This is a genomic window from Hymenobacter edaphi (genome assembly GCF_003258365.1).
Lineage (GTDB): Bacteria > Bacteroidota > Bacteroidia > Cytophagales > Hymenobacteraceae > Solirubrum > Solirubrum edaphi.
Genome location: NZ_QHKM01000003.1, coordinates 585,015 through 600,170 on the forward strand (window position 1 = coordinate 585,015; position 15,156 = coordinate 600,170).

The window sequence follows — 15,156 nt, forward strand, 5'->3', positions numbered from 1 at the left end:
CCCGACCTCGTACTAAAAACGGCCCCGCCAGCAATGGCGGGGCCGTTTTGTATTTAGTGGCGTGGTTTGCCGGCTAGTCGGATTTCTGCTGCACCTGCCGGATCTGCTGCTCGGCGGTCTGCTCGTCGCGCCAGCCCACGACACGCACCTCGCCGTGCTCGGCCGAGCGCAGCAGCCACAGGCGCAGCACTTCCTGGGCGGCCGGGTACTGCTGCCGCAGCTCGCGCCAGCTGGTGACGGGCAGAATGCGCTGACTGGGCCGGGCGGGCACCGCCAGCACCACGGGCTCCAGCTCACCGGCGCGGTCGAGGGTGACGAGGCCCACGGGCAGCACCTCCAGCACCGTGCCGGCGGGTAGGCTTTCGGCCAGCACCAGGGCCGGCAGCGCCTGCCCGGTCGGGTGCCGTGGCGAGGCCGGCAGCTTGGTAGAGGGCACGAAGCCGGCGTTGGCGGGGTAGGGCAGGAAGTTGATCAGCCGGTCGACGCCGGCGCGCTGCTCCGGTTTGAAGTCGTTGGAGGCCGCGTCGTAGTGCAGCACGCGGTTGGTGCCGGCGGGCGTTTCCACCACCACCTGCAGCAGGTGCCGCTCGTCGGAGTAGGTGGGCAGCTCGTTAAAACGCGACTGGCAGCCGACCACGAGGCCGGCTGCCAGCAACAGCATGCTGCCCCGAAGCCCGTGCTTAGCGCAGGGTCTGGTCGAGCAGGCGGAAGGGGCTGATTTTTTGCAGGTCGAGCACAAAGCGGATGCGGTGGCTGAAGTCCTTGAAGTTGTTGGGCAGCCCGTCGGTGTACTGCGAGCCGGCCACCGGCAAGTATAGGCGGAATACGTTATTGAACAACGGCAGCCCCAGCCCGGCATCGTAAAACAGGCGCTGGTTGCGGCCGTCGGGCAGCAGCTGCCGGCGGTTGACGGCCCCAAAATCGGCAAAAACGGTGAACGAAGTGACGGGCAGCTCAGCTTCCAGGTTAAGGGTGGTCAGCCACTTGTCGGCCGCCACGGGCAGGTAGGCTTTGAAGGCCCCGTCGCGGTCATCGAACTGGTGGCGCTGGGCCGTGTAGGCGTCCGAAATCTGCTGGCGGTCCAGGAAGGCCGTCTGGCGGCGGTAGTCGAAGCTGCCGCTCAGGCCCATGAAGTAACGCTGGGCTTCGACGGCGGTCTGCTGGAAGAAGTAGCCGCCGAACAGGCGGGCCCGCACGCTCTTGTTCGGCTTGTAGTAGTGCTGGTAGCGCAGCGCGAGGCGGCCGAGCACCGGTGAGTCGTAGCTGGTACCGGCATTGCGCGGGCTGAAAGTGTTCAGCTCGGCCTCGGCCCCGTACTGGTTCACGGCGTCGCCGCCGTCCAGCTCGTAGCGCAGCGTGGGGATGATGTTGTTGCTGAGCTCATCCTTCGAGCGCACGATGGTGTAGGCCAGCTGCACGGTTTGCTGCGGGCCGGCGGGGCGGTTGCGGCGCAGTTCCAGCGTTACGCTGGGCTCCAGCTTGGTGTAGCGCTCAAAGCGGGTGGCCAGGAAGCTGGTCGTCACGCGCTGCAGCAGCGGGCCGGTGGGCAGCGCGTTCAGGCTAAGCTGGCCCACGCCCTTCAACTCGCCGCGGTTGAAGCTGAACATGGGCATGGCCAGGTAGCTCAGCTTGTTCAGCACCAGCGGGTTGTTGTAGAACGCCGCCCCGAGCATGAACTTGTCGTAGGTGTTGGCCCCCATAGCCGGCAGCCAGTTAAACGACGCATGGTCCCACCGCTCCGTGCTCAGCAGCGGGCGCAGGCGAATCGGCTCCAGGGTCGGGAAGGCCCCGCTGAGGCGGCGCCGGTCGTCGCGGCGGTTGAGCTGGGGCGTGAGGTACTGGGCATCCACCACCACGGCGGCCACGTCGGGCGTGCGGCGGAAGTTGAGCTGGACCACGTCCGTGTCCTCGGTATCCGATTTCTCCTCGGCTTCACGGCCGCCGAACACCGGCGTCCAGAGCGTTTCCAGCACCTTGCCCGCGGCGTCCACGGTCGATACCGGCACGGCCCAGGGCGCGTTGGATTCGTTGCGCACCAGCACTTTCACCTGCTGGTCGGTGCTCATGATGTCCGCTACCGTGGCGTTGTAGCGGGCGGTGGTGCTCAGCATCGGCTGGAAAAACCAGTCCAGCTTCTGCCCGCCGGCTTCTTCGAAAGCGGCCTGAAAATCGGCCGGCGCGGGGTGGCGGAACTTCCACCGGTCGTAGTACAGGCGCATGCCCTGGTCGAACTTCTCCTGGCCCAGGTAGGCGGCGAGGTAGCGCAGCAGGCCGGCGGTTTTGCCGTAGACCACGGCCCCGTAGTTATAGTTGACGTACTTGGCCGCCGGCACGCCCGCCACGGCCTGGTCGTAGCCGCGGCTGGCCGGCACCTGCCACTGCAGCTGCGACACGGCGTAGGACGGCACGCCCTGCAAATCGAAGCCCTTGGCCACTTTCGGCGTGGTAGCCGCTTTGGCAATCGGGTCGGTCAGCTCGGCGCCCGAGGCTTCCGACACGCGGTTTTCCATGTAGCTGTTCACGCCCTCGTCCAGCCACGGAAACTCCCGCTCGTTGGAGCCCAGGATGCCGTAAAACCAGTTGTGGCCGACTTCGTGGATGGTGGCAAACGGGTCCGTCACGGTCACCATCGGGTACTCCATGCCCGAGCCCGCGCTCAGCGCCCCGTCGACGGCGGTGGCGGCGGAGTAGGGGTATTCGCCCACCCAGCGCGAGTAGCCCTGCAGGGCGTAGCGGATGTCGTTGCGGTGCTTCAGCCAGTCGGCGGCGTTGCGGTTCGTAAACAGCAGCCAGGTCGTCACTACGCGCTCCGAGCCGGGCAGCTTCACCGTGTCCTTGAGCACGTTGAAGCGCTTGTCGGCAAACCAGGCGAAGTCGTGCACGCGGTCCTGGGTGTAGCGCAGCGTCTTGGTCGTCGCCGCCGATGGCGGGAAGCTCACGTCCGAGCCAAAGCCCTCGGCCGATTTCTGGGCCGTGGTGGCGGCCAGCTGGTCGAGGCGGGCCCGCTCGTCGGGGTTCTGCAGCTCCCCGGTGGCGCCCACCACGTAGTTGTCGGGCAGGGTGATGCGCACGTCGAAGGAGCCGAATTCGGAGTAGAACTCGCCCTGATCGAGGTAGGGCATCTGGTGCCAGCCGGTGCGGTCGTACACGGCCGGCTTGGGGTACCACTGGCTGATCTGGTAGCTCTGGCCCACGTGGCCCATGCGCGAGAACGAGTCGGGCAGCTTCACCCGGAAGGGCGTCGTGATGGTCACGCGCTGGCCCGGCGGCAGCGGCTGCGGCAGGGTGAGCTTGGCAATGTCGGGGTTGTTGGGGTCGTAGTCCAGCTTGACCACCTGCCCTTCCACGCGGAAATCCAGCTGGTCGATGGATCCGCGCTGGCCGGGCTTGGCAAACTCAAACTTGCGCTTGCCCTGCTCGCGCTGCTGGCGGGCAAAGGCCGAGGAATTGTCCTTGTAGGCGTTGGGCCAAAGGTGAATCCAGATAAAGGGCAGCGCGTCGGGCGAGTTGTTGACGTACTGAAACTCCTCGCGCCCCGTCAGCACGTGCTGCTGGTCGTCGAGGGTCACGTCGATGGAATAGTTGACTTCCTGCTGCCAGTAGGCGCGTTCAGTCTGGGCCACGGCTGCCAGGGGCAGCACCGCCAGCGCGAGGCCGGTCAATAACTTTTGCATAGGGAATGTGCGGAATGCGTGGCGAAAGTACGCGTTGCGGACGTATGACGTTTACGGGCCGGAGTTGGGCATAAGCCGGGCTTCGCTTTGCGCGTTGGCCTACGCCCGCTCCGGGCCGCATCATCCGTCTCACCTAACCCCCTAAGCCCGATGCAAAAGCACGAATCACAACACCAGGTACACCTGGATGCCACCACGGATTTTCTCGGTGGCGACTTGCAGGAAGCCATTACCAAAGCCGGGCTCGACAACCGGCTGCAGCGCTGGATTGAGGAGTTGAAGGACCTGCACGTACCCGAGCTGCACCCCGTCGTGACGGACCTGCAGGCGCTGAAAGCCCACTTCGGCGGCGGCACCCTCGACCACAAGCTGGTGGGGCAGCTGTTGCACCGCCTGGGCGACAACACCGCGAAAGTGACGTCCCTGGCTACCGAGCCGCCCGTGCGCCTGCGCCTGGAAAACCTAGGCAAGGCGCTGCTGGAAGCGGCCAAGCAGGTGGCCGGCGGGCGGGCTGCGGCCGACTAAACGCTGCGCGCCAACTCCTCTCTCCGCCGGAAACGACAAGCGGGGCCTCCACCGAAAGGTGAAGGCCCCGCTTGCGTAGGGGGAGCAGGGTGCCTTAGGCGCGCTTCTCTTTGATACGAGCCGCTTTGCCCGACAGGCCGCGCAGGTAGAACAGGCGGGCGCGACGTACTTTGCCGCGGCGCACCAGCTCGATCTTGTCGAGGTTCGGCGAGATGATCGGGAAGATACGCTCGGTGCCGATCTGGTTCGACACTTTACGCACGGTGAAGGTTTCACCGTTGTGGCCTGCGTTCCGGCGCTGGATTACTACGCCCTGGAACTGCTGAATGCGCTCCTTGTTGCCTTCGCGGATTTTTACGTGTACGTTGATCGTATCACCGGCAGCGAAGTCCGGGAAGCTGGCGCGGCGCTCTTTGGCTTCCTGGTTGATGAGGTCGAGAAGTTGGCTCATGACAGCAAAAAAATCTAAAAAAGGCGGCGCCGCCGCCCGAGTGGTTTCAGTAAGGAGGCGCAAATATAGTGAGTTTCGCCCGCGCTACAACACTAAGCGTTAGGTTTTTTCCGGCGACGCGGCTTGCGCGGCTCCTCAAACGCCTCCTGGGGCATATCCGCCAGCAAATCGGGGCGGCGCTGCTGGGTGCGCTGCAGGGCCTGCTCGTGCCGCCAGTCCTCCACCTTGGGCGTGTCGCCCGACACGAGGATGGCCGGCACCTCGCGCCCGCGCCACTCCGCCGGGCGGGTGTACACCGGCGGGGCCAGCAGATTGTCCTGAAACGAGTCGCTCAGGGCCGATTCCTCGTTGCCGAGCACGCCCGGCAGCAGCCGTACTACGGCATCCACCACCACGGCCGCGCCCAGCTCACCGCCGCTGAGCACGAAGTCGCCCACGCTGATTTCCTCGGTCACGTACTCCTCACGGATGCGCTCATCCACGCCCTTGTAGTGCCCGCAGAGCAGTATCACGTTCTGTAGCAACGACAGCCGGTTGGCCGCCGCCTGCCGGAAAGTGGGCCCGTCGGGGGTGAGGTAGATGATGGCGTCGTACGGGCGCGCGGCCCGCAGCCCGTCGATGCAGGCGGCAATGGGCTCGGGGCGCAGCACCATGCCCGCTCCACCGCCGAAGGCGTAGTCGTCGATCTGCCCGTGCTTGTTGATGGCGAACTGGCGCAGATCGTGCAGGTGAATTTCGGCCAGACCCTTTTCCTGGGCCCGCTTCACGATGGAGTGCGCGAAGGGGCTGACGAGCAGTTCGGGCTGGCAGGTGATGATGTCGAAGCGCATGGCTGGGCGCGGGCTGGAAGTGAGCGAAGCGCCGGAGCGGTTCGCGGTGTCAGAAAAGCGGTGGCCGACGCCGGTACGGGCTAGGCTTCGGCGGCTTTGTCCGCTCCGGCATCCTCGGCGTCCTCTTCGTCGTCGGGGGCCGAGGGCTTGAGGTAGATGTCGAGCAGACCTTCGGGCAGGGTCACGTGCAGCTCCCGGGTGTCCTCGTCGGCGTGCTGCACCAGCTCGCCGACCACCGGAATCAGCACTTCCTGGCCCTGGTAGCGCATGGCCAGCAGCACCTGCTCGGGCAGCTCGTAGAAGGCCTCCACGGTGCCCAGCTGGCCCAGGTTGGCGTCGACTACGGTGTAGCCGACCACCTCGTGGAAGTAAAACTGGTCGTCCTCCAGCTCGGGCAAATCTTCCAGCGGACGAAACAGCTTCAGGCCGCGAAACAGCTCGGCGTCCTCGATGCGGTCCACCTTCCGGAGCTTGAGCAGCACGCGGGTGCCGTTCTGGGGCGTGAGGCGCTCCACCTCGAAGCGGTGCAGCTTGCCCGAGCCGGCGGGGCGCTCCACGAATACCTCTTCCACGTCGAGGTAGTCGGCCACGTCGTCCACGTCCAGCTCGGCCACCAGTTGGCCGCGCAGGCCGTGGGTTTTCACCACGTAGCCCAGCTCATAGCTTTCGTCAAGAGTCATGTTGACAGGGTAGGATGGTAAGAGTTGGTGAGTTTAGGAGGTAAAAAATTTAGGAGTTTTTGAGTCCGAGGTTTAAGAACTCCCGGAGGAAACTCTTAAACTCTCAAACTCAAAAACTCCTAAACTGGAAAGGCTCCTAAACTGAGCTTAGGCGTTTTCCTCGGTGCTTTCGGCCGGAGCTTCGGCAGCCTCGGGAGCTTCTTCGGCAGCCGGAGCGTTGGCGGCGGTAGCGGCGGCCTGCTTCTGACGCAGCGCCTCGGCACGGGCTTCGCGCACTTTGGTTTCGGCGGCCAGCTGCTGCTTGCGCGCTTCGTCCTTAGCGGCGCCCACGTCGGTGCGCTTGCCTTCAATCTTGGCATTCTTCTCCTCGGTCCACTGCTGGAAGCGCTGGTCGGCTACGTCCTGGCCGATGGCGCCCTTGATAACGCCGAGCTGCAGGTGCTTGCGGTAGAGCACGCCGCGGTACGACAGCATGGCGCGCACGGTGTCGGTGGGCTGGGCGCCCTTCATCAGCCAATCGAAAGCCTTGTCGGCGTCGAAGTTGATGGAGGCGGGGTTGGTCAGCGGGTTGTAGGTGCCGAGTTTCTCGATGAAGCGGCCGTCACGCGGAGCGCGCGAATCAGCTACTACGATGTCGTACATAGCGGCCTTTTTGCGGCCGCGGCGGGCGAGGCGGATTTTAACTGCCATAAACCGTGTCGGTTAGGTGACGCAGCTCGTGCGTCGGATGAAAAAAAGATTTGGGCTGCAAAGGTAGGGAAAAGAAGCAGCAGTTTGATTCTGAGTTTAAAGATTTGTCAGTGAGCGTAACCAGAACGTCATCCTGGGGCGTAGCCGAAGGACCTTGCTCGAACCTTGCACCAGCCATAAAGCGCAGCTACCAACTCTCTTTCGTCCGGACTGCGGTGACGTCAATGCCGGTTGGTAAAAAGCGTCAGCACTTCATAGGTAGTGGCGAGGCAGGGTGCGAGGAAGGTCCTTCGCAAGCTCAGGATGACAGGCTTTTTTTCACTCTCATCCTCAACAGAAAAGCCGCCCTGGTTTCCCGGAGCGGCTTTTTTGTTGAGGCGAAGCGACTTTAGGCCGCCATCGACACCGGCTGCTTGGCCGATTTCTCGCGCTTGATCTTGATGATGCTCAGCTTGTCCAGCGTCCAGATGACGGGGTAAGTGGGGTCCAGCTCCCACCACTTCACGCCGAAGTTGACGCGCATGGGCAGCTTGTGGTGGTTGTTCTGAAACAGCTCGCCGCCGGTCAGGAAGTCGAAGAAAAGGGAGTTGCGCGACTTATCGTTGTTGTCGAAGTTCTGGTAGCCGTACTTGTGGCCGCTCCAGTTGACGATGGCGCCGTGCACCGGGCCCATCAGGAAGTGGAAGGGCAGCAGCAGGTAGAGGTACCACATGCTGGCCGGCACCAGGGCCACGTACACGCCCACGTAGGCCGTGCCCCAGGCCACGCGCGAAATCCAATGGTCGCCGATGCGCTCCAGCGCCCCCCAGGTGGGGTAGTCGCCCTCGAAGCGCTTGGCCAACTCGTACTCGTTGTTGAGCACCGAGTTGTAGATGTTTTTCGTCTTCCACATCATCGTGAAGGCATTCGACGAGTAGTGGGGGCTGTGCGGGTCGTGTTCCGTGTCGGAGTAGGCGTGGTGCATGCGGTGCAGCAGCGCGTAGGCCCGGGGCGAGAGGTACGAGGAGCCCTGCGCCAGGTAGGTCAGCAGGAAGAAAAACCGCTCCCAGAAGCGGTTCATGGTGTACATCTTGTGGGCCGCGTAGCGGTGCAGGTAGAACGTCTGCACGAACAGCGACAGGTACCAGTGCCCGACGAAAAACAGCAGAATCGGCATGAGGCGGGAGGAAGGAAAAAGGGTTAAAGCCTTGACGCGTAAACGCGTACAAGCCGGTTTGGTTCGAAGAGCTGACGCAAACGTAGCGCCCGGCCGCGGCCCGGCCAATGACTTTCGTCAGCGCCCATCCGGGGCGTCTGTGAAATGGTGAACCGGGGAGTATGGTTCAGTTCGGGAGAATATAAAAACTCACCAGTGCACTAGCTCACCATTTCGCCGCTGCGGATCGGGTCCCATACTTCCGCGTCGGGCAGCGGGGCCACGATGTCCATTTCCTGCTGCGTGACGGGGTGCTTGAACTGCAGCCGGCGGGCGTGCAGGGCGATGCTCAAATCGGGCAGCGGGGCCATGGCGCCGTACTTCACGTCGCCGGTAATGGGCGTGCCCAGGCCGGTGCTCAGCTGCACCCGGATCTGGTGCGGGCGTCCGGTGATGGGGTTGACTTCGAGCAGGTAGCGGTGGCCCACCTGGCCCAGCACCTTGTAGTTCAGCTCGGCGCGCTGGCCCTGCTGGTGCTTCTGCGGGTAGGCCTTGGTCACGTTGCGCATCGGGTCCTTCACCAGCCAGTGCACCAGGGTGCCTTCCATCGTCTGCGGGGCCTTGCCCACCAGCGCCCAGTAGGTTTTGTGCATGTGGTTGTCGCGGAACATTTCGTTCAGCCGGCTCAGGGCCTTGCTGGTTTTGGCCAGCACCACGATGCCCGACACAGGCCGGTCGATGCGGTGGCACACGCCGATAAAGGCGTTGCCGGGCTTTTTGTACTTCAGGCGCAGGTACTCGGCGGCCTTGACGGAGAGCGGCTCGTCGCGGGTTTCGTCGGCCTGCACCAGCGTGCCGGCGGTTTTGTTGACGATGAGCAGGTGGTTGTCTTCGAACAGAATTTCTTTCTGCTCCGACCAGATGGCGGGTCTGTTCACTACTGGAATCCGGAAAAGGTAAACAACGTCGGCGGGGCAGGCCCGGAATAAGTCAACTCACAGTCACAAACGCACGCTCCTCGCGGGGAGCCGGTTGCCGCGCCGACCAACGGTAACTGCAAATAAACGACAGAGTTCGGATATGCATTGCCCGGGCGGCGCCGAGCCGGTCGGCGGCGGGCTGTCAGACAGCCTTATAACAGCCGCGCCACGACCTGGTTGGGCCGTGGCGCGGATTTTTTTGCCGGTTGCGGAGCGGGCTTAGTAGGCTTCCTTCTCGTTCGGGAAGTCGCGGCTTTTCACATCGTCGATGTACTGCGTCACGGCCTGGTGCATCAGGTCGCCCAATTCGGCGTAGCGGCGCAGGAAGCGCGGTTTGAACTCCTGCGTGATGCCCAGCATGTCGTGCACCACCAGCACCTGCCCGTCGACTTCGGGCCCGGCCCCGATGCCGATAACCGGAATCGAGAGCTGCTCGGCTACCTGCTTGGCCAGGGCCGAGGGAATCTTTTCGAGCACCAAGGCAAAGCAGCCCAGCTCTTCCAGCAGCTTGGCGTCTTCGATGAGCTTCTGGGCTTCGGCTTCTTCCTTGGCCCGCACGGTGTAGGTGCCGAACTTGTAGATGCTCTGCGGGGTGAGGCCCAAATGGCCCATCACCGGGATGCCGGCCGTCAGGATGCGGATAATCGAGTCCTTGATTTCGGCGCCGCCTTCCAGCTTCACGCCGTGCCCGCCCGATTCCTTCATGATGCGGATGGCCGAGCGCAGTGCCTCCGACGAATTGCCCTGGTAAGAGCCAAACGGCATGTCGACCACCACAAAGGACCGCGTAACGGCCCGCACCACCGAGGCGGCGTGGTAAATCATCTGGTCCAGCGTGATGGGCAGCGTGGTTTCGTGCCCGGCCATGACGTTGGAGGCCGAGTCGCCGACGAGCAGCACGTCGATGCCCGCCCCGTCGAGGATTTTGGCCATCGAGTAATCGTAGGCCGTGAGCATCGAGATTTTCTCGCCGCGCTGCTTCATGGCCAGCAGCTGATGCGTGGTCACGCGCTTGATTTCCTTGTGCTGCGACATGGTTTTTGGGGTGATGAGGTGACAGGCGACACGTAGCGCGTCAGCTCTGCGGCCCAAAAGTAACTTTTGCCCCGTAACCAGCCGGCCAAGCGGCAAGTACGCACCTGTCACCGCTTAGCGGTTCAGGAAGGTGCGGTTGCGGTTCAGCTTCAGGTCCTGCAGCAGCGCCGACTTGGCCCCGATGGTCACGTTGAAGCCCTGAATCTGCCCGGTCGGAATCCAGGAGCCGGTGATTTGCCAGCAGTGCAGGTCGCGGAAGAAGTTGATGGACGTCAGCGTGACCTTGCGCGACACGAAGTCGTAGCCCGAGGTGTAGCTCAGGCGCATCTTGTCGGTGAGCTTGATTTCGCCGCTCACGTTCATGGCCACCGTGGGCCAGGAGCGGTTGCGCGTCACGCCGGTGCGGGCCAGGCGCGGGCCGGGGTCGGAGTACAGGGCGCCGAGCGAGGCATTCAGCGTCCACGGAATCGAGAAGTCGAGGTAGTCGACGTAGGAATCGGGCTGGTTGGGGTTGCCGAGCACCGGGTCGTTGACCGGGGCCGTGCGCTGGGGACGGCTGCTGGGCTGACCCGGCCGGCGGTTGCTGTCGAACTGATAGCTGAGCTGCGCCGAGGCCTGATCCAGGCGGGCCAGACGCGGGTTGGGCTGGTCGAAGAGGTACTTATCGATGAGCGTGCCCGAGGAGTCGCGCTGGTAGAAGCTGAAGGTGCCCGATACCAGCACGCTCAGCTTCTGGGCCACCTGCGTGCGCAGGCTGGCGTTGAGCGGGGCCAGCTTAAACGACTGCGCAATGAAGTTGTAGCCGGAGGAAAGGTCGAAGCCGTCGATGAGGCTGACTTTCTTGGTGGGCTGGGTGCCGGTGGTATCCTTGTCGTTGCGCACCTTCATTTCCACCTGGTTCTGCAGGCTGAAGCTCACCTGGCTGACCGGCCCGCCACCCGGCCCGGTGCCCGCGAAGCCCTGGTAGCGCGAAAACTGCGAGGCCGTAAACAGGGCCCCGGCCGTGTTGCGCAGGTCGAAGGGCAGCAGGCCATCGTTGTAAGGCTGCTCGTAGTAGTTCGGGTTGGAGAGGTAATCCGGCGAGTAGGTGTAGCTCACGCTGGGCGCCAGGCGGTGGCGAATGGCCTGAATGCGCTTGGTCTTGCCGAAGTTGACGGTGCCGTACAGGTTGGTGGAGAGGGCGGCGCCGGCGCTGAAGTTGCCCACCCGGAACAGGCCGCGGGCCGTATCGACCCGGATGGCCTGCGCATCGGGCACGTAGCGGTAGTTCAGGCGCTTGAGAAACCACGACTCGCCGTACGAGGCGCTGGGCGCAAACGAGAGGTGGCGCAGCAGGGTGTAGTTGCCCAGCGAAAGGCCGAAGCGGTGCTGCAGGCTGGTCTGGTAGTTGCGCAGCAGCGGGCCGAGGTTGCTTAGCTCAATGGGGACGGTGCGCGTGGCCGTGTTGCCGCCCAGCAGCGGCAGGCCCGAAGCCAGCGTGCGGGCGGCCTCGGTGTTGGTCAGCCGGTTCTGGCCCGTAAACTGGTAATCCACCGAAAACTGCTCGTAGAACTTGCCGCGCGTGGGCATGCCCAGCAGTTGGTAGATGTTCTGGCGCTGCACGGCCAGCGTCACATCCGGCAGCGTCAGGTTCACCGTGCGGGTGATGGTGTTCAAATCCTGGGTGGCCTGCAGCGAGTAGTTGATGGGCAGGTTGCGCAGCTGCTTGGAGTAGCTGATCGACGAGTTGAAGGCCGGCGTGAGGTAGTTGCGCACGTCGATGGTGTTCTGCTGGTTGAACTCGGGGCTGCCCGTGCGCACGCTGGCCGAAAAGCGGCCCCCGCCCGGCCGCGGCGTGGGCGCGTGGCTCCACGACAGCCAGAAGGTGCGGGGCTTGAAGTTGCGGCGCAGGTTGGCGTTGGCGCTCAGGTCCGAGGAGCCCAGAATCAGGCCCGCCGGCCGGCGCGAATAGCTGAACTCCAGGCGGCCGTCGTAGCTGTAGCGCTTGCGGTAGGTCAGGTCGGTGTTCACGCCCCAGCCCCCGAAGGAGTCGGCGTTGCCCGAGTACACGCTGCCGGTCACGCGCAGGCCGATGTGCTCGTTGACCACGAAGTAGTAGCCGCCGTTGGTCAGGTAGAAGCCCCGGTCCAGCGCCTGCCCGAAGGTCGGAATGATCAGGCCCGAGGCGCGCGACTTGCCCGGGGTGGGGAAGTAGCCGAACAAAAAGCCCAGCGGCGTCGGAATGTCGCCGATGACGAGGTTGAAGGGCCCGGTCACCACCTGTTTGCGCGGAATCACCTTCATCTTCGAGGCGTTGATGAAGAAGTGCGGGTGCTCCAGGTTGCAGGTGGTGTAGCGTCCGTGCAGGCCGTAGATTTCGTTCAGCTCGTTTTTCTTCACCACCTCGGCGTGGATGTAGCCCTCACCCTGCTGGGTGATGGCCTCCGCAATCTTGCCCTTGCGCGACTTGAAGTTGTAGGCAATGCGCCCGGCCTGGTAGGTTTCGGCCCCGTCCTTGAACACGGGCTTGTCGCGCACCTTGCCGGTGGTGTCGGCCCGGCCCTCGGCCGTGAGCAGGTTCTGGCTGTAGTCGACGGTGATGACGCCCGCTTTCAGGTCCATCGTGCCGTAGTTCACGCTGGCCTTGTTGTAGAGCACCGCCCGCTTTTCCTGCACGTTGAAGCGGATGGAGTCCTTGGCCTGGTACTTCACCGTGGTTTCGATGTCGCCCTTGGGCTTCACGCCCACGCGCAGCGAGTCGGCGCCGGTGCGGGCCGTATCGGGGCGGGCGGCCAGGGGAGGCGCGGCCTGCCCGGCGGGGCGGGGCTGCGGCGCGGCGGGGCGCTGCTGGGCCTGCGCCACGTCCAGCAATAGGCAATAACTAATCAGCAGGGCGAGCGTACGCCAAGGGCGAAGCACCCGTCTGCTGCGGCATAGCGTTTGAATATGCGCCGCGGAAAGAGTCACGAAGGGCAGATTTGCTTTATTTTGTGGCTAAGAGTGCAAAAATAGCGGGTAGCCGCCCCATCTAACGAACACCGTGCGGAATATTGTCCTTCTCGTGGCGGCGCTGCTGGCGCTGGGCCCCGGCCCGGCCGCGAGCGTGGCGCAGCAGCCCGATTCGAGCGCCGAGGCCCCGCGGCGCCCCGCGGCGGCCCAGTACCGCCTGCGCACCGTGGTGCTCGACGCCGGCCACGGCGGCAAAGACAAGGGCTGCGCCGGGCCCGACGGCGCCCGCGAAGCCGCGGTGGCGCTGAAAATCGTGCTGGAGCTGGGCCGCCTCATCGAGGATAACATGCCCGACGTGAAGGTGGTGTATACCCGCAAAACCGACGACTTCGTGGAGCTGGCCGACCGCGCCGGCGTGGCCAACAAACACAACGCCGACCTCTTCATCTCGGTCCATTGCAACGCCGGCCCCGCGGCCGCCCGCGGCACCGAGGTGTGGACGATGGGGCCGCACAAGACCGAGGCCAACCTGGCCACGGCCAAGCGCGAAAACGCCGTAATTCTGCAGGAAGACAACTACAAGGAACGCTACAGCGGCTTCGACCCCCGCTCGCCCCAGTCGCACATCCTCTTCTCGCTTTACCAGAGCGCCCACATCGACAACTCCCTGCGCTTTGCCGCCAAGGTCGACCACGAGTTCCGCACCACGGTGAAGCGGCCCTCGCGCGGGGTGAAGCAGGCGGGCTTTCTGGTGCTCTGGAAATCCACCATGCCCTCGGCCCTGATCGAGGTTGGCTTTCTGACCAATCCGGGCGAGGAGCAGTACTTAAACGATAAGGCCGGACAGTCGTATATGGCTGCGGGTATTTACCGCGCCTTCCGCCAATACAAGCAGGACCTGGAGGCCAGCAGCGCGGCCGACTAACTGCGCGCCGTTCGCCTATCTTGCCCCGGCATTCGTCGGCGGCCCCGATATTTCTCTTTCTTTTTCTCTCTCCGCCTTCCCCGTGTCCAAAGAAGCCAAAGTTGCCCTGCTGGCCATTGTCGCCCTGGTGGCGTTGTTTGTTGGCTTTCGATTCCTGAAAGGCAGCAATGTGTTTTCCTCCGACCGCACCTTTTACACCGTTTACGACAACGTCGACGGGCTGAACGACGGCGCGGCCGTGCTGCTCAACGGCGTGGCCGTGGGCCAGGTCAAGAAGCGCGAACTGATGCCCGAACAGGGCAACCGCGTCCGGGTGGCCCTCGAAATCCGCAAGGACGTGGAAGTCGGCGACTCCACGCTGGCCAGCCTCAGCGGCTCGCTGCTGGGCTCCAAGTCGGTGACGCTGATTCAGGGGCGCAACACCAAGATTTTCGAGGGCGGCGAGGAGCTGCGCAGCTACCACGCGGCCAGCCTCACCGACGCCTTCCAGGCCAAGGCGCTGCCCGTGCTCGGCACCGTCGACTCCACGCTGATCCGCGTCAACCAGTTTTTGAGCAAGGAAGCCCGCCTGAGCCTGCAGCAGACCCTGCTGAACTCGCAGGCCACCACCGAGGCCCTGCGCAACATGCTGGTGATGAACCAGCGCAACATCAACCAGATTACCACCAATATGGCCGCGCTCAGCTCCTCGCTGGCCGTGACGGAGCGCAAGTTCGACCAGGTGGCTACCAACCTCGCCTCCATCACCGACACGCTCAAGCGCGCCCCGCTGGCCAAAACCGTGCGCGACCTGAACACCACCGTGGCCCAGACGCAGTCGGCCATCAAGGGCCTGAACCAGCAGCTGACCAGCACCAAAGGCTCCCTGGGCCTGCTGCTCAACGACGATTCGCTTTACACCAATCTGAACGCCACGTCGGCCTCGGCCAATGCCCTGCTGGTGGATCTGAAGGCCAACCCCAAGCGCTACGTGCACTTCTCCGTGTTCGGCGGCGGCGACAAGGAAAAGAAGAAAACCGAAACGGAAGTGAAGCCCGACGGCACCCGCAAGCGCGAAACCAAAACCGTGACCCAGCAAGCCACTACGCCGGTGGATACGGCCGTGCGGCCCTGAGCCCGCCTTGCTTTGAACGGAAAGCCCGCGTTGAAAGACGCGGGCTTTTTTGTTGCTGGTAAGGCCGTCGTCCTGAGGAAAGCAAACCGAAGGTCTTTGACTACGCTGACCTTCGGTTCGGCTGCGCCTCAGGACGACGGCCTTTCCATCCCCTTATGCTTCTAGCCTAACGACTGTTAGGCTGATGCG

At 64.0% G+C, this 15,156-nt stretch carries 13 protein-coding genes; 3 read left to right on the top strand and 10 right to left on the bottom strand.

Features of this window, described 5'->3' with window-relative positions; genetic code table 11:
• Positions 1-73: 73 nt before the first annotated feature.
• Both DLM85_RS12895 and DLM85_RS25480 read right to left on the bottom strand, forming a co-directional pair.
• Positions 74-661, bottom strand: coding sequence for an inorganic diphosphatase (locus DLM85_RS12895; protein WP_165822127.1), 588 nt, complete (start codon positions 659-661; stop codon positions 74-76).
• Positions 662-680: 19 nt separating this feature from the next.
• Complete coding sequence (locus DLM85_RS25480) at positions 681-3,674, bottom strand: M1 family metallopeptidase (protein WP_165822128.1); 2,994 nt, start codon at positions 3,672-3,674, stop codon at positions 681-683.
• Between the two features lie 150 nt (positions 3,675-3,824).
• Between DLM85_RS25480 and DLM85_RS12900 the strand changes: the two genes are divergently transcribed.
• On the top strand, positions 3,825-4,199 hold the full coding sequence (locus DLM85_RS12900; protein ID WP_133257040.1) for a hypothetical protein: 375 nt from the start codon (positions 3,825-3,827) through the stop codon (positions 4,197-4,199).
• 94 nt (positions 4,200-4,293) lie between these two features.
• Here the strand turns inward: DLM85_RS12900 and rplS are convergent, their stop codons facing one another.
• The 8 genes from rplS to DLM85_RS12940 all read right to left on the bottom strand — a co-directional run bounded on the left by rplS (position 4,294) and on the right by DLM85_RS12940 (position 12,841).
• Positions 4,294-4,650 (bottom strand): 50S ribosomal protein L19, encoded by a 357-nt coding sequence (gene rplS, locus DLM85_RS12905; protein ID WP_111478512.1) that lies wholly within the window; start codon positions 4,648-4,650, stop codon positions 4,294-4,296.
• A 92-nt stretch (positions 4,651-4,742) separates the two neighbouring features.
• Positions 4,743-5,480 carry a tRNA (guanosine(37)-N1)-methyltransferase TrmD gene (gene trmD, locus DLM85_RS12910; RefSeq protein ID WP_111478513.1) on the bottom strand — a complete coding sequence of 246 codons (738 nt, stop codon included), beginning with the start codon at positions 5,478-5,480 and terminating at the stop codon, positions 4,743-4,745.
• 80 nt (positions 5,481-5,560) lie between these two features.
• On the bottom strand, positions 5,561-6,160 hold the full coding sequence (rimM, locus tag DLM85_RS12915) for a ribosome maturation factor RimM (RefSeq protein ID WP_111478514.1): 600 nt from the start codon (positions 6,158-6,160) through the stop codon (positions 5,561-5,563).
• A 147-nt stretch (positions 6,161-6,307) separates the two neighbouring features.
• Positions 6,308-6,850, bottom strand: a complete 543-nt coding sequence (locus tag DLM85_RS12920; protein WP_111478515.1) for a 30S ribosomal protein S16 — start codon at positions 6,848-6,850, stop codon at positions 6,308-6,310.
• A gap of 388 nt (positions 6,851-7,238) precedes the next feature.
• Entirely contained in the window at positions 7,239-8,006 is a 768-nt protein-coding gene (locus tag DLM85_RS12925; protein ID WP_111478516.1) for an acyl-CoA desaturase, read from the bottom strand.
• Positions 8,007-8,206: 200 nt separating this feature from the next.
• On the bottom strand, positions 8,207-8,923 hold the full coding sequence (locus tag DLM85_RS12930) for an RluA family pseudouridine synthase (RefSeq protein WP_111478517.1): 717 nt from the start codon (positions 8,921-8,923) through the stop codon (positions 8,207-8,209).
• Between the two features lie 261 nt (positions 8,924-9,184).
• Entirely contained in the window at positions 9,185-10,000 is an 816-nt protein-coding gene (panB, locus tag DLM85_RS12935) for a 3-methyl-2-oxobutanoate hydroxymethyltransferase (protein ID WP_111478518.1), read from the bottom strand.
• 114 nt (positions 10,001-10,114) lie between these two features.
• Entirely contained in the window at positions 10,115-12,841 is a 2,727-nt protein-coding gene (locus DLM85_RS12940) for a putative LPS assembly protein LptD (protein WP_243635951.1), read from the bottom strand.
• A gap of 178 nt (positions 12,842-13,019) precedes the next feature.
• Here DLM85_RS12940 and DLM85_RS12945 point away from each other — a divergent pair, with 178 nt between their 5' ends.
• Positions 13,020-13,853, top strand: coding sequence for an N-acetylmuramoyl-L-alanine amidase family protein (locus DLM85_RS12945; protein ID WP_111478520.1), 834 nt, complete (start codon positions 13,020-13,022; stop codon positions 13,851-13,853).
• Between the two features lie 82 nt (positions 13,854-13,935).
• Positions 13,936-14,967 carry an MlaD family protein gene (locus DLM85_RS12950; RefSeq protein WP_165822129.1) on the top strand — a complete coding sequence of 344 codons (1,032 nt, stop codon included), beginning with the start codon at positions 13,936-13,938 and terminating at the stop codon, positions 14,965-14,967.
• Positions 14,968-15,156: the final 189 nt, after the last annotated feature.

What these genes read in the sequence shown, in the direction of transcription:
- DLM85_RS12895 (WP_165822127.1), bottom strand. Translation starts at nt 661, where the DNA reads ATGCTGTTGCTGGCAGCCGGCCTCGTGGTCGGCTGCCAGTCGCGTTTT.
- DLM85_RS25480 (WP_165822128.1), bottom strand. Translation starts at nt 3,674, where the DNA reads ATGCAAAAGTTATTGACCGGCCTCGCGCTGGCGGTGCTGCCCCTGGCA.
- DLM85_RS12900 (WP_133257040.1), top strand. Translation starts at nt 3,825, where the DNA reads ATGCAAAAGCACGAATCACAACACCAGGTACACCTGGATGCCACCACG.
- rplS (WP_111478512.1), bottom strand. Translation starts at nt 4,650, where the DNA reads ATGAGCCAACTTCTCGACCTCATCAACCAGGAAGCCAAAGAGCGCCGC.
- trmD (WP_111478513.1), bottom strand. Translation starts at nt 5,480, where the DNA reads ATGCGCTTCGACATCATCACCTGCCAGCCCGAACTGCTCGTCAGCCCC.
- rimM (WP_111478514.1), bottom strand. Translation starts at nt 6,160, where the DNA reads ATGACTCTTGACGAAAGCTATGAGCTGGGCTACGTGGTGAAAACCCAC.
- DLM85_RS12920 (WP_111478515.1), bottom strand. Translation starts at nt 6,850, where the DNA reads ATGGCAGTTAAAATCCGCCTCGCCCGCCGCGGCCGCAAAAAGGCCGCT.
- DLM85_RS12925 (WP_111478516.1), bottom strand. Translation starts at nt 8,006, where the DNA reads ATGCCGATTCTGCTGTTTTTCGTCGGGCACTGGTACCTGTCGCTGTTC.
- panB (WP_111478518.1), bottom strand. Translation starts at nt 10,000, where the DNA reads ATGTCGCAGCACAAGGAAATCAAGCGCGTGACCACGCATCAGCTGCTG.